Origin of the sequence: Kitasatospora sp. NPDC101155 (assembly GCF_044768305.1) — a bacterium.
Classification (GTDB): domain Bacteria; phylum Actinomycetota; class Actinomycetes; order Streptomycetales; family Streptomycetaceae; genus Kitasatospora.
The window spans coordinates 278,310-290,894 of record NZ_JBIWPN010000007.1 but is presented as its reverse complement, the minus strand read 5'-3'; the positions used below and the strand labels follow the sequence as shown (position 1 = coordinate 290,894).

14 protein-coding genes and 1 pseudogene are annotated in these 12,585 nt (G+C 71.5%); 10 read left to right on the top strand and 5 right to left on the bottom strand.

The annotated features are described in order from the left end of the window. Positions 1 to 5 precede the first annotated feature (5 nt). The 4 genes from ACIRYZ_RS13780 to ACIRYZ_RS13765 all read left to right on the top strand — a co-directional run bounded on the left by ACIRYZ_RS13780 (position 6) and on the right by ACIRYZ_RS13765 (position 3,258). The gene (locus ACIRYZ_RS13780; RefSeq protein WP_402943247.1) at positions 6 to 302 is read left to right on the top strand and encodes an MTH1187 family thiamine-binding protein; all 297 of its coding nucleotides are present in this window, start codon (positions 6 to 8) and stop codon (positions 300 to 302) included. Between the two features lie 122 nt (positions 303 to 424). Beyond that, complete coding sequence (locus ACIRYZ_RS13775) at positions 425 to 1,003, top strand: TetR/AcrR family transcriptional regulator (protein ID WP_402943244.1); 579 nt, start codon at positions 425 to 427, stop codon at positions 1,001 to 1,003. A 99-nt stretch (positions 1,004 to 1,102) separates the two neighbouring features. After that, positions 1,103 to 2,500: an MFS transporter gene (locus ACIRYZ_RS13770; RefSeq protein ID WP_402943241.1), complete on the top strand. Its 1,398-nt coding sequence runs from the start codon at positions 1,103 to 1,105 to the stop codon at positions 2,498 to 2,500. Continuing rightward, positions 2,497 to 3,258: an SDR family NAD(P)-dependent oxidoreductase gene (locus ACIRYZ_RS13765; protein ID WP_402943239.1), complete on the top strand. Its 762-nt coding sequence runs from the start codon at positions 2,497 to 2,499 to the stop codon at positions 3,256 to 3,258. Before ACIRYZ_RS13770 ends, ACIRYZ_RS13765 begins: the two co-directional genes overlap by 4 nt. Positions 3,259 to 3,268: 10 nt before the next feature. Here the strand turns inward: ACIRYZ_RS13765 and ACIRYZ_RS13760 are convergent, their stop codons facing one another. After that, the gene (locus tag ACIRYZ_RS13760; RefSeq protein WP_402943236.1) at positions 3,269 to 3,955 is read right to left on the bottom strand and encodes an SMI1/KNR4 family protein; all 687 of its coding nucleotides are present in this window, start codon (positions 3,953 to 3,955) and stop codon (positions 3,269 to 3,271) included. Between the two features lie 189 nt (positions 3,956 to 4,144). Here ACIRYZ_RS13760 and ACIRYZ_RS13755 point away from each other — a divergent pair, with 189 nt between their 5' ends. The 3 genes from ACIRYZ_RS13755 to ACIRYZ_RS13745 are packed head-to-tail and all read left to right on the top strand — an operon-like array spanning position 4,145 to position 7,411. Beyond that, positions 4,145 to 5,083, top strand: a complete 939-nt coding sequence (locus ACIRYZ_RS13755) for a carbohydrate ABC transporter permease (protein WP_402943233.1) — start codon at positions 4,145 to 4,147, stop codon at positions 5,081 to 5,083. Then, on the top strand, positions 5,080 to 5,964 hold the full coding sequence (locus ACIRYZ_RS13750; RefSeq protein ID WP_387631129.1) for a carbohydrate ABC transporter permease: 885 nt from the start codon (positions 5,080 to 5,082) through the stop codon (positions 5,962 to 5,964). The genes ACIRYZ_RS13755 and ACIRYZ_RS13750 overlap by 4 nt, the downstream gene beginning before the upstream one ends. A 52-nt stretch (positions 5,965 to 6,016) precedes the next feature. After that, positions 6,017 to 7,411 carry an ABC transporter substrate-binding protein gene (locus tag ACIRYZ_RS13745; protein ID WP_402943230.1) on the top strand — a complete coding sequence of 465 codons (1,395 nt, stop codon included), beginning with the start codon at positions 6,017 to 6,019 and terminating at the stop codon, positions 7,409 to 7,411. Positions 7,412 to 7,574: 163 nt separating this feature from the next. Here ACIRYZ_RS13745 and tnpA read toward each other — a convergent pair. After that, positions 7,575 to 7,958, bottom strand: a pseudogene (gene tnpA, locus ACIRYZ_RS13740) (IS200/IS605 family transposase); the annotation flags it as partial. A gap of 82 nt (positions 7,959 to 8,040) precedes the next feature. Here tnpA and ACIRYZ_RS13735 point away from each other — a divergent pair. Continuing rightward, positions 8,041 to 9,276, top strand: a complete 1,236-nt coding sequence (locus ACIRYZ_RS13735; RefSeq protein ID WP_402943437.1) for an RNA-guided endonuclease InsQ/TnpB family protein — start codon at positions 8,041 to 8,043, stop codon at positions 9,274 to 9,276. Positions 9,277 to 9,291: 15 nt separating this feature from the next. Here the strand turns inward: ACIRYZ_RS13735 and ACIRYZ_RS13730 are convergent, their stop codons facing one another. Together ACIRYZ_RS13730 and ACIRYZ_RS13725 are read right to left on the bottom strand one after the other, a co-directional pair. Further along, positions 9,292 to 9,561, bottom strand: a complete 270-nt coding sequence (locus tag ACIRYZ_RS13730) for a helix-turn-helix domain-containing protein (RefSeq protein ID WP_402943227.1) — start codon at positions 9,559 to 9,561, stop codon at positions 9,292 to 9,294. 30 nt (positions 9,562 to 9,591) lie between these two features. Next, positions 9,592 to 10,032 (bottom strand): hypothetical protein, encoded by a 441-nt coding sequence (locus ACIRYZ_RS13725; protein WP_402943225.1) that lies wholly within the window; start codon positions 10,030 to 10,032, stop codon positions 9,592 to 9,594. A 210-nt stretch (positions 10,033 to 10,242) separates the two neighbouring features. On the opposite strand from ACIRYZ_RS13725, the gene map reads away from it, so the two are divergent. Together map and ACIRYZ_RS13715 are read left to right on the top strand one after the other, a co-directional pair. After that, complete coding sequence (gene map, locus ACIRYZ_RS13720; RefSeq protein WP_402943434.1) at positions 10,243 to 11,010, top strand: type I methionyl aminopeptidase; 768 nt, start codon at positions 10,243 to 10,245, stop codon at positions 11,008 to 11,010. Between the two features lie 60 nt (positions 11,011 to 11,070). Further along, on the top strand, positions 11,071 to 11,496 hold the full coding sequence (locus ACIRYZ_RS13715) for an acyl-CoA thioesterase (protein ID WP_402943222.1): 426 nt from the start codon (positions 11,071 to 11,073) through the stop codon (positions 11,494 to 11,496). 27 nt (positions 11,497 to 11,523) lie between these two features. Here ACIRYZ_RS13715 and ACIRYZ_RS13710 read toward each other — a convergent pair whose 3' ends face one another. Then, a complete protein-coding gene (locus ACIRYZ_RS13710; protein ID WP_402943219.1) occupies positions 11,524 to 12,570 on the bottom strand; it encodes a YibE/F family protein in 1,047 nt (348 codons plus the stop codon). Between the last annotated feature and the right edge of the window lie 15 nt (positions 12,571 to 12,585).

The following is a 12,585-nucleotide window of genomic DNA, read 5'->3' as shown; positions in this document are numbered from 1 at the left end:
GAGCCGTGATCGCAGCCTTTTCGGTGACCCCGCTGGGGATGGGCGAGGACGTGGGGGAGGCGGTGGCCGCCGCCGTCCGGGTGGTCCGGGCGAGCGGGCTGCCGAACCGCACGGACGCGATGTTCACCAGCGTCGAGGGGGAGTGGGACGAGGTGATGCCGGTGATCCGGGAGGCGATCGAGGCGGTGAAGGCCTACAGCAGCAGGGTCAGCACGGTGATCAAGATCGACGACCGGGCCGGGGTCACCGACGGCCTCACCGCCAAGGTCGCCTCGGTCGAGCGGCATCTCGCCGAGGGCTGATCGTCGGAACGTCGAGGTCGACCGGGCGGCAGGTTCGGCCGTCCGGGCCCCGGCTGTACCTGGCAGGAAGCGGCCAGTGGCCTTTCTTGACCACTCGGTCCAGAAAGGTTTAGCGTCCTCCCATGGCGCGAACGAAGGAATTCGACCCGGACGCGGCGCTGCAGGCGGCCCTGGAGCTGTTCTGGCGACGCGGCTACGAGGCCACCTCGATGGCCGACCTGGTCGAGGGGCTCGGCATCGCCCGGGCCAGCATCTACGCCACCTTCGGCAGCAAGCGCGAGCTGTACCTGCGCGCGCTGGAGCGCTACAGCGAGCAGCAGGACCCGGACCGGCTGAACGACCTGTCCCGGCCCGGTCCGGTGCTGCCGGCCGTCCGCGCCCTGGTGCGCCGGTACGCGGAGGCGGGGGAGGAGGACCGCAAGCGCGGCTGCTTCGTCACCAACACCGCGGTCGAACTCGCCCCGCACGACCCGGCGGCCGCCCGTAGGGTCGAGGCCAGCCTCGACCACCTGGAGACCGCGCTGACCTCGGCCCTGCTGCGGGCCCGGGCGCAGGGCGAACTGCCCGCCGGCCGGGAGCCGCGGGCGCTGGCCCGGATGCTGGTGGTGCTCATGCAGGGGATCCGCGTCGTCGGCAAGGCCGCCGACGGCGGGACCCGCGCGCGGGACGCCGCCGAGCAGGCGCTGGCGCTGCTGGACTGACGCCAGGCCCTTCGGGCCTCGGTGGCTTCCGCTGTTTTGGTGTCTTCTGCTGTCTTTATTCTGGACCGAACGGTCTCTATAGATTTGTCGGGGGGTTTCATGAGTGTCGCCAAGGCCGGCCGGTCCGGCTTCGCACTGCTCGGCGTCGTCCAGGCGGTCCTGATCTTCACGATCATGATCCTCACCGTGCCGCTGCCACTGGTGGCCCGGGAGTTCGGGCTCGGCCCGTCCGGCGTGCTGCTGCTGAGCGCCGCCTACGGACTCTCCTTCAGCTCCCTGCTGCTGCTCGGTGGACGGCTGACCGACCGGCACGGCGGCCGCCGGATACTCCGCTCCGGCCTGCTGCTGCTCGGCGGCGCCTCGATCGCCTGCGCCCTCGCACCCGACTACCCCGTCCTGCTGGCGAGCCGCTTCGTCCAGGGCGCCGGCGCCGCCCTCACCGCCCCGGCTGCGGTCGCGCTGGTCCGGGTGCTCCACCCCGAACCCGCCGCCTACCGACGGGCGATGGCCACCTGGGGCGGTCTCTCGGTGCTCGGCGCGACGGTCGGCAGTGTGGTGTCGGGGGCGGTCGCCGCCGCGGTCTCCTGGCGGTGGCTGTTCACGGTCCCCGTCCTGGCCGTCCTCCTCGGCCTCGCGCGCTCCGCCGCACTGCCCGCCGCCGCACCCCTCGGACGCCGACCGGCCCTGGACCTGCGCGGCGCGGTCCTCGCCACCGCCGGTGTCTGCACGGGCAGTTACGCCCTGGTGGCGTCCGCCGAGCACGGCTGGCGGGCCCCCGAGGTGCTCGCGCCGCTGGCCGCCGCACTCGCCCTGCTGCTCGCCTTCGCCGGAGCCGAACGCCGCACCGCCGACCCGCTGCTGCCGCCCGGCTTCCTGGCCGACCGGCGCCGCGCCGCCGCGCTGGCAGCCGTCATGGCGACCGCCGCCGGCACCGCGCTGACCTTCGTCCTACTCTCCCTCTACCTCCAGCAACTGCGCGGCTGGAGCGCCGCCGGCACCTCCGCGGCCTTCCTGCCGTACGCGGCCGCCCTGCTGCTGGCCGGCCGCCTGGCCGGGCCGCTGGTCCTGCGGTACGGGCCGGTTCCGGTGACCGCCGGCGGCCTCGCCGCCGCGGCCGGCGGACTCGGCCTGCTGGCCGGGCTGGCCCCCGGCAGCCACTACGCCACCGCCCTGTTGCCCGGACTGCTCCTGCTGCCCGCCGGAGCCGCCGCCTCCTTCGCCGGAGCGGCCGTCCTGGCCACCGGCGGGGTGGCCCCCGAACGGACCGGCCTGGCCGCGGGCGTCTTCAACACCGCCATGGAACTCGGCCCCACCGCAGGCCTGGCCGTCCTGATGGCCCTCGCCGCCACCCGCCCGAGCGTCGTCGGCGGCTACGCCGCGGCCTTCGCGGCCGCTGCCGCCGGGCTGGCACTCACCGCCCTGGCGGTCGCCGGCCTGCCCCGAACCACCATCACCGCATCAGAACGCACCACTCGGATCAAGGAGTTCACACCATGACCACGCGTTTCGCCGACAAGTCCGTCCTGATCACCGGCGGCGGCAGCGGTATCGGGCGGGGCATCGCGCTCGCCTTCGCCCAGGAAGGCGCCCGGGTCGCCGTCGCCGGGCGCAGCGCCGGGCCGCTGGCCGAGACCGTCGAGCTGATCGAGCGGGCCGGCGGCAAGGCCGTCGCGCTGACCGGCGACGTGACGGATGCTCAGGACGCCGCCCGGCTGGTCCGGGAGACCGTCGAGCGGTTCGGCGGGCTGGACGTCGCCGTCAACAACGCCGGGGTGTTCGGCGCGCCCGGCCCGGTCGCCGAGATCGACGAGGCCGACTTCCGGCGGGTGTTCGAGATCAACGTGACCGGCACCCTGCTCGCGATGAAGCACCAGATCGGCCACATGCGGGCCCACGGCGGCGGCGCGATCGTCAACGTCTCCTCCAACCTGGGCGCCCACAAGCGGATCGAGGGCGTCGGGGCCTACGCGGCCAGCAAGGCCGCCGTCACCGCGCTCACCCGGGCCGCCGCCCGCGACCACATCGGCGAGGGCGTGCGGATCAACACCGTCAGCCCCGGCCCGGTGGACACCCCGATGTCCAGCCGGCCCGGCGAGAGCGCCGAGGACAAGACCGAGCGGATGAAGGCCGAGGTGCCGGTCGGCCGCTCCGGCTCGGTGGCGGAGATCGCCGCCGCGGTGCTGTACCTCGCCTCGCCGGAGGCCGGCTACACCGTCGGCGCCGACCTCGTGCTGGACGGGGGAATCAGCGCCTGATCGGCCGGGCTCAGCTGCTCAGCCAGTCCCCGGGCACGGCCTCGTAGAGCGCTTCCAGCGCCTCCGGGGTCCGTGCCCGGGCCATCATCCAGGCCTCCTCGACCACCCCGATCAGCACGTTCGGCCCCTCGTGCCAGCGGCAGCCCCGGCCGAGTGCGGGCAACTCCCGGAAATCGTCGGGAAGTTCAATGTCGGACTCGACGAAGTCGGTCAGCTCGTGGTCCTCCAGCAGCTTCTCCGTCATCGCCATCACCGCCGCCGCCGTCGAGAAGCGCTCCTCCCAGGGCTCCCACCTCTCCTGCGACTTGTCCGCCAGGTCCGGCCGGACCACCGTCGGCGGGTCCTCCCGCTCCAGGTCGCCCAGCAGCACGCCCCAGTGCGCGCAGCCCTGGTTCTCCGCCCGGTACACCAGCGCGCCGTCCAGCACGTACAGCTCGTCCGGCGTCAGCAGCACGTCCTGGCTGCTGGTGAGATCGGCCCGGCGGCCGAACAACCGGTACGCCTCGCGCAGCGCGGCCGGCAGCCGCACCCCGAGCCGCCGCTCGGCCGCGTCGAGCTCGGCGTCGGTGTAACCGTCGGCCGCCGCCAGCGGCTCGCCCCAGTGCGCGGCGAAGCCCCTGACGAGTGCCCAGGCGCCCTCGCGGCCGCGCAGGGTTTCGGCCATCGCGGCCCGCATGTCGAAATCCGTGTCGTTCACCCGCGCACGGTACGACATCCCGCTGACAGCGCCCCGGGGCCGAACCCTCGTCAGCGCACCACTGGCCGAATTTGACGCGAACGCGTAAGTCCGGGGACACCTGCTGATCACCACGGGGTTTCCGCGCCGTCGTTCGGGCAAGACACGGTTTCGGCCGGAACCGACACACGAAAGGCGGACGCGCAACCGATGCCGACCGCACCGCACACCGCGCCCCTGCCGGGACGCCGCTCACGACCACATCGAGGAGGGCACTGGGGCGAACACGGGCTCGCCTGGGCCTTCCTGCTGCCCTCCCTGGTGGTGTTCATCCTCTTCATCGGCTACCCGCTGGGCCGGACCGTCTACCTGAGCGGGCACGCCAACGACCTCTTCGGCGCGCCCTCCCGCTACGTCGGGACGAAGCACTACACCGACCTGCTCGGCTCGGCCGACTTCGGCCGGACGCTGGTCACCACGGCGCTGTTCACCCTGCTCACCGTGGTGCCCGGCGTGCTCGGCGCGCTGGTGCTGGTGCTGCTGCTGGAGAACCGGATCCGCGGTGTACGGCTGCTCCGCTCCGCCTTCGCGCTGCCCTTCGCCTTCTCGGTGGCCAGCGCCTCGGTGGTCTTCGCGGTGTTCTTCAACCCCGCCAGCGGGGTGCTCAACGGCCTGCTCTCGCACGTCGGCCTCGGCCCGGTCGGCTGGCTCACCGACTCCCGGTACGCGCTGGTCTCGGTGGCCGTCACCACGATCTGGATGAACCTCGGCTACAACGTGCTGGTGCTGTCCGCCGGCATCGGCTCGATCCCCGGGGAGGTCGTCGAGGCGGCCCGCATCGACGGCGCCACCGGCCTGCGGCTGGCCCGCTCGATCACCGTCCCGATGCTCGGCCCGAACCTGTTCTTCCTGACCGTGGTCTCCACCGTCCACGCACTGCAGAGTTTCGGCCAGATCCACATCCTCACCAAGGGCGGGCCGGACGGCGCGACCCGGACCCTCGTCTACTCCGTCTACGAGAAGGCCTTCGCCTACAACTCCAGCGACTTCGGCACGGCCAGCGCCCAGGCCGTGGTGCTGCTCGTGGTCGTCCTCGCCTGCACGGCCGTCCAGTTCGGCGTCCTGGAGCGGAAGGTGCACTACGCATGACCACCATCGTCAGTGAGACCGAAGCGCCCCGCCCGCGCACCCGGGTGCTCGCCGGGCGCTCCCCGCGCGACCTGCTCGGCCGGGCCGCCGTCTACCTGCTGCTCGCCGTCGCCGTGGTCACCGTGGCCTTCCCGGTGTACTACGCGATCGTCGGCGCCTTCATGGACCCGTCCGAACTCTCCTCCTACCCGCCGGCGCTGGTGCCGCACTCGATCACCGGGCGGAACTTCTCCGGCGCCGTGGACACGATCCCGCTGGCCCGCCAGTACGCCAACTCGGCGATCGTCGCCACCGCCATCACCCTCGCCCAGCTGTTCACCTCGATCCTGGCCGCGTACGCCTTCGTCTTCCTGCCGCTCAAGGCACGGGCCGCGGTGTTCGGGGTGTTCCTGGCCACGCTGATGGTCCCGTGGGAGGCCATCATCATCCCCAACTACCTGACGCTGTCGGACTGGGGCCTCGGCAACACCTACTTCGGCCTGGTGCTGCCCTTCCTCGCCTCCGGCTTCGGCACCTTCATGCTGCGCCAGGCCTTCCGGCAACTGCCCGGCGAACTGCGCGACGCCGCCCGGATCGACGGTGCCGGGCACTGGCGCTTCCTGTGGCGGATCGTCGTCCCGCTCAACAAGCCGGCCCTGGCGGCGCTGTCGATCTACGTCTTCCTGTCCGCCTGGAACCAGTACTTCTGGCCGCTCATCATCACCCGCACGGCGAACATGCAGACCCTGCAGATCGGCCTCACCTCGCTGCGCGACTCCGAGATGGCCGACCCGGGCCTGATCCTGGCCGGCGTCGTGCTCTCCCTGCTGCCCACCCTCGCCCTGGTGGTCTTCGGCCAGCGCTTCATCGTCCGCGGCCTCACCGCGGGCGCCGTCCGCTGACCCGCCTCCCGCTGGATCGTTTGTCCCGCTTCCGGAAAGAAAGAGAACCCCCGTGAAGAAGAGTGCGCGCGCGCTCGCGGCCCTGCTGGTGGCCGGCTTGTCCCTGACCGCCTGCAGCTCCTCCGGCTCCGGCTCCGGATCGGGCGGCTCCTCCGACGCCGCCGCCCCCGGCGCCCAGACGCTCGACCAGGCCTCGGGCGTCACCACCGTCGAGTTCTGGCACTCCATGACCGGCAAGAACGCCGACGTGCTGAACGGGCTGGTCAGCCAGTTCAACGCGGCCCACCAGGGCAAGATCGAGGTCAAGGCCGAGTTCCAGGGCAAGTACGACGAGCTGGTCGCCAAGTACAAGGCCTCGGTGCAGCAGAAGGGCACCCCCGCCCTCGTGCAGGTCTACGACATCGGCACCCGCTTCATGATCGACTCCAAGCAGACCGTCCCCGCCCAGGCCTTCGTGGACAAGGACGGCTACTCGCTGGCCGACCTCGATCCCAACATCCGCAACTACTACTCGGCCGGCGGCAAGCTGGTCTCGATGCCGTTCAACTCCTCGATGCCGCTGCTCTACCTGAACACCGACGCCTTCAAGGAGGCCGGCCTCGACCCGGCGCAGCCGCCCAAGGACCTGGGCGAGCTGGCCGACATGGCCAAGAAGCTGACCAAGAAGGACGCCGACGGAAAGACCGTCCGCTACGGCTTCGGTGCCGCGATCTACGGCTGGTTCGTCGAGGAGCTGCTCGCCGAGTCCGGCACGATGTACTGCGATCACGACAACGGCCGCAGCGACAAGGCGGGCAAGGTCGTGTTCGACTCCGCTCAGGGCGCGCAGATCGTCCAGTGGTGGGCCGACCTGGTCAAGGGCGGCTACGCGGCCAACACCGGCCGGGTCACCGACGACGCCCAGGCCGCCTTCAAGGCCGGTACGGTCGCGATGCACCTGGAGTCCACCGGCGTGCTGCGGGGCTACACCGAGGCCGCCAAGTTCGGCGTCGGCACCGCGGCCTTCCCCAAGGTCACCGCCGCCGACCAGGGCGGCCCGGTGATCGGCGGCGCCTCGCTGTGGATCAGCGGGCCCGGCCACTCGGACGCCGAGAAGCGCGCCGCCTGGGAGTTCGAGAAGTTCCTGACCGCCCCCGAGCAGCAGGCCGCCTGGCACACCGGCACCGGCTACTTCCCGGTCAACACGAAGTCCCTGGACGACCCCAAGGACAAGGAGTGGGTGGCCAAGTACCCGCAGTTCCAGACCGCCGTCGACCAGCTGAAGACCACCAAGCCCACCCCGGCCACGGCCGGCTGCCTGCTCGGCGTGATGCCGCAGGCCCGCAGGGGCGTGGAGACCGCCATCGAGCAGACCATCGCCGGCGGCAAGACCGCCCAGCAGGCGCTCGCGGACGCGGCCAAGGAGCTCCAGCCCGCGATCGAGAGCTACAACAGCTCGGTCGGCTGACCGGTCCGGCCTCTCGGCGGCGGCCCGCCCGGCGGGCCGCCGCTGCCGTCGTCGCTACCGGAATCGCAGTGCGCCGGGCTTCAGCCCGGTGGTGAAGTGATTCCGGACGCTGCTCTGGGCTGGGTCCGGCGCACCCTCCCGCACTGTGGACTTCGGCTCGGACGGGCCGGTTCTGCTGCTCGATGTACTGCCGGAGGATGCTCAGGGGTGCGCCGCCGACCGATCCGGCGAAGTACGACCCGGGCCAGAGCCGCTGTGCTCGCCAGTAGCGCCGGACCAGGTCGGGGAACTCTCCCCCGGAGGGGGCACCCCCAGACGCAGGCGTCGGGAGCTGACGCCCCTGAGGCTGTTGACCAGCTTGGAGGTCGCCACTTTCGGCGGGAAGTTCACCAACAGGTGGACGTGGTTGGCCTCGCCGTTGAACTCCACCAGCTCGGTCTCGAAGTCCGCGCAGATTGCCCGCATGATCTCTTCCATGCGTTTCAGCTGGGCGTCGGTGAACACGCGGTGCCGATAATCCGTCACAAAAAACCAAATGAGCGTGCATGACGAAAGCACAATGCCTGCCTGCGTGTGCGGATGTTCTGATACTCGGCCATAAACGAACTTCAGTTAGTACAGTGATTGCCGTGCAGCTTCGGTACAGCTTCCGCCTGTACCCGGATGGGCCTCAGTGTGCTGCGCTGGCACGGGCGTTCGGGTGTGCGCGGGTGGTCTTCAACGACGCCCTTCGGGCTCGTGAGAGCGCCCGTGCGGACGGGTTGCCGTTCCCGAGGATCGGCGACCTGTCGAAGCTGCTGATCACCGAGGCGAAGAAGACCCCCGAGCGCGCATGGCTCGGGGAGGTGTCGGCGGTCGTCCTGCAACAGTCCCTCCGGGACCTGGAGAGCGCGTACTCCAACTTCTTCGCCGGCCTCAAGGGCGCCCGCAAGGGCCCGAAGGCCGGTGCGCCCCGCTTCAAGTCCAAGCGGGACGCCAGACAGTCGGTGCGGTTCACCGCGAACGCCCGGTGGAAGATCACGCCGGGCGGGGACCTGTCGTTGCCGAAGATCGGCGATGTGCGGGTGAAGTGGTCCCGCACGCTGCCGTCCACTCCGTCCACGGTGACCGTGGTCAAGGACAGCGCGGGCCGGTACTTCGCATCGTTCGTCATCGAGACCGATCCGAACGCCGACCTCGGGCGCATGCCCGAGACGGACGGTCGGATCGGGATCGACCTCGGTCTGACCCACTTCGCCGTCCTGTCGGACGGCCGGAAGATCGACAGCCCGCGTTTCCTGCGCCGGGCCGAGAAGCGCCTCAAGAAGGCGCAGCGGTCCCTCTCTCGCAAGGAGAAGGGATCGAAGAACAGGGACAAGGCCCGCGTCAAGGTCGCCCGTGCTCACGCGCGGGTGGCCGACGCCCGGCGCGAGTTCCACCACCAGCTCTCAACGAAGATCATCCGCGAGAACCAAGCGGTTGCCGTTGAGGACCTGGCGGTCAAGGGACTCACCCGGACGAGGATGGCCAAGTCCGTGCACGACGCCGGATGGTCGGCATTCCTCACGATGCTGGAATACAAGGCCGCCCGGTACGGGCGCATCTTCACCCGCATCGGCCGGTTCGAACCGACATCGCAGGTCTGCTCGAACTGCGGCGTCAAGGACGGCCCCAAGCCCCTACATGTCCGCGTCTGGCAGTGCCAGGCATGCCGGGTGTGGTTGGACCGGGACATCAACGCCGCCGTCAACGTAGCCAAGGCCGCCGGACTGGCGGTGACAGCCTGTCGAGCGCGGGTAAGACCGGGACCTGTCCCGGCGCAGCGCGAAGAAGCAGGAACCCACCGAGACGGTCAGACGACCGTGGTAGGAATCCTCCGGCCTTAGCCGGGGGAGCGGAAGTCAAGCGGAGAGCGCCTCGCCGCCCTCGGGCGGCGCGCAGGCGGCCGCCAGCTCGTCCAGCGAGAGGTCCAGCGCGTAGGCCAGCGCCGCGATGGTGAAGAAGGACGGCGTCGGCGCCCGACCCGTCTCGATCTTCCGCAGCGTCTCCGCCGAGACGCCGGCCACCGCCGCCACCTCGACCATGCTGCGCTCACCACGCGCCTCACGCAGCAGCGCCCCGAAGCGCTCCCCACGCTCGCGCTCCCACGGGGTCAGCGGAGTCCTCACCATGGCGCCGAGTCTAGTGTGTCGCCGCTCCTGCTACCCCTGGGGCCAGTTGGGGAGCGGGACCGGGCCTCCTGGTCGCTCGGTGTTGAGGGCGAGGCAGAGGATGACGACGGTGGACGTCCGCTTCTCGGTGTAGGAGCCGAAGACCTCGGGCCCCTCCGCCTCGCACGGGCGGTACTGGCCCTCGTCCCGGATGGCCTTGACGACCTTGTACTGCGCCTCGGGCTTGGTGCAGCTCACGATCTCCATGCTCGCTTTGGACCCGGTGTCGAGAGTGTGCGTGCAGTCGCCGGCCTTGGCCGCCTGCGCCTCGGACTTGCTCAGCTGGCCGGAGACCAGGAGGCCGGCGGTGGCGAGGGAGACCAGGATGAGCGGTGCCCGCACGGCCTTGCCGAAACGGCGCAGCCGCGAGGGGGAGGTCGGCCCGGAGGCCGTCGGGTCTGGGTTGGCGGCGCGGAGCAGCGGGGACGTCACGTCAGGTCCTTGTGATCGGTTCATCGGATTGCGGCGCCGAACAGTAGCGGATCTTGTACCGGGCTGGCGTGGCAATTTCCCCCTGGCCGCGTCGGGTCGCCCCGGTCCCGCGCCGTCCGCCCCTGCGGCCGGACTGCGGGATGGCGTTCACCGCTCTCGACCGTGATACAAATACCGGTATAAGAATTGGATCCAGGAGAGTGGTTGACCATGGTCGAACTCAAGTCGGACGCCGCCCTCGCCGCGATGCGCGAGGCCGGGCGGGTCGTCGCCAACGCGCTGGCGGCCGTGCGCAACGATGCGGCGGTCGGCGTCAGCCTGCTGGAACTGGACGAGGTGGCGCGGGGTGTGCTGGGTGCCGCCGGGGCGACCTCGCCGTTCCTCGGCTACCGGCCGTCCTTCGCGCCCGTCCCGTTCCCCGCCGTCATCTGCGCCTCCGTCAACGACGCCGTCGTGCACGGCATCCCCGACGGCTACCGGCTGCGCGACGGTGACCTGGTGAGCATCGACTGCGGCGCCGTGCTGGACGGCTGGTGCGGCGACTCCGCCATCAGCTTCACCGTCGGTGCCGCCCGTCCCGAGGACACCGAGCTGATCGCGGCCACCCGGCGCGCCCTGGAGGCCGGGATCGCCGCCGCCGTGGTCGGCAACCGGATCGGCGACATCGCGCACGCCGTCGGCAAGGTGGCCCGCGCCGGGCGCTACGGGATGCCCGACGGCTATGGCGGGCACGGCATCGGCCGCCGGATGCACGAGGACCCGCACGTGCCCAACGAGGGCCGTCCGGGCCGGGGTTACCCGCTGCGCCCGGGCCTGGTGCTGGCCATCGAGCCGATGCTCACCGCGGGTGGCCGGGACGGCTACGCCACCGACCCGGACGGCTGGACCCTGCGCACGAACGACGGCAGCCGGGCCGCCCACATCGAGCACACCGTCGCCGTCACCGAGGACGGACCACGCATCCTCACCCTCCCGTGAAACCGGCAGGTGACGGACGACACGCGGTGCCGCCCGACCGCCCGGAGTACTGTGCGGGGCATGACAGACCAGGACTTCGCCACGCGGGTCACCGTCCGCGGCTATGAGACCGACACCCAGGGCCACTTGAACCAGTCCGTGTACCTCCAGTACGCCGAGCACGCCCGCTGGGAGTACCTCCGGGCCGCCGGCATCCGGCAGGCCGATCTGGTGGCCAAGGGCGTCGGCCCGGTCGTCCTGGAGACCACGATCAAGTACCTGCGGGAGCTGCGCGCCGGCGATTCGGTGGACATCAGCTGCGCCTTCTCCTGGCGGGACGGCAAGACCTTCCACGTGGTGCAGCGGCTGGTCCGTGAGGACGGTGTGCTCGCCGCCGAGATCACCGGCGTCGGCGGCATCCTCGACCTGGTGGAGCGTTGCCTGGTCCCGGACCCGCGCGAGCCGCTGCGCGCCCTGGCCGCGAACCCGGGCCTGCTCGGTCTCTGAGCACCGCCTCCGTCCACCCGTCAGGACCTACCGGGCGTGCCCGTGCCGCCCGGCGAGACCCGCCGCCGCCCGAGGATGGTCGGCGGCGGCGATCAGGGCGGCCAGCCCGGTGGTGACCGGCACCGAGGCGACCAGCCCGATGCTGCCGACCAGGGCGCGCGCGACCTCCTCCGCCACCAGCTCGCTGGTGGCCACCGACACCACGTCCCGGTGCGCGATCGAGAACAGCAGCAGCAAGGGCAGCGCGGCGCCCGCGTAGGCGAGCACCAGGGTGTTGACGGTCGAGGCGATGTGGTCGCGGCCGATCCGCATGCCCGTCCGGTAGAGCTTGCCGGCGCCCATCGTCGGGTCGGCCTGGTGCAGCTCCCAGACCGCCGAGGTCTGGGTGACCGTCACGTCGAACAGCACGCCCAAAGAGCCGATCACGAAGCCGGCCAGCAGCAGGCCGCGGATCTCGATCCCGGGGTAGAGCTCGTGGACCAGCCCGGTCTCCGCCGAGGTGTTCCCGGTCAGGTGCGCCCAGGAGGCGAACACCAGGCTCAGCACCCCGATCAGCACCAGTGACACCAGGGTTCCGAGCACCGCCACCGAGGTCCGGGCGGAGAGCCCGTGGCACAGGTAGAGCGCGATCAGCATGATGGCGCCGGCGCCGACGATCGCCACCAGCAGCGGGTCCGCGCCGCGCAGGACGGCGGGCAGGATGAACAGCGACAGCACCGCGAAGCTGATCACCAGCGCGACCAGCGCGGCCACCCCGCGCCAGCGCCCGACCAGCACCACGATCGCCGCGAACAGCCCGGCCAGCACGCCCATCGGCAGGTGCCGCTCGGCGTCCAGCGCGCTGGAGCGCAGGTGCTGGTCGAGGCCCGCCCCGGTGTGCGGGTGGGCCGGGACCCCGCCCGGCCAGAGCACCACCAGTCCGACCAACACGGCCACCGCGAACGGGATCAGCACTGCCGCGATCACCTTGCGCAGGCGCGCGGAGACCGGCACGGCCGGCCCGTGGGCGTGCGAGTGCCCCACCGACGCGCCGTCGCCGCCCGCGCGTTCGTCCTCCAGTGTCCCTGCCGCCACCTCACGCCTCCTCAG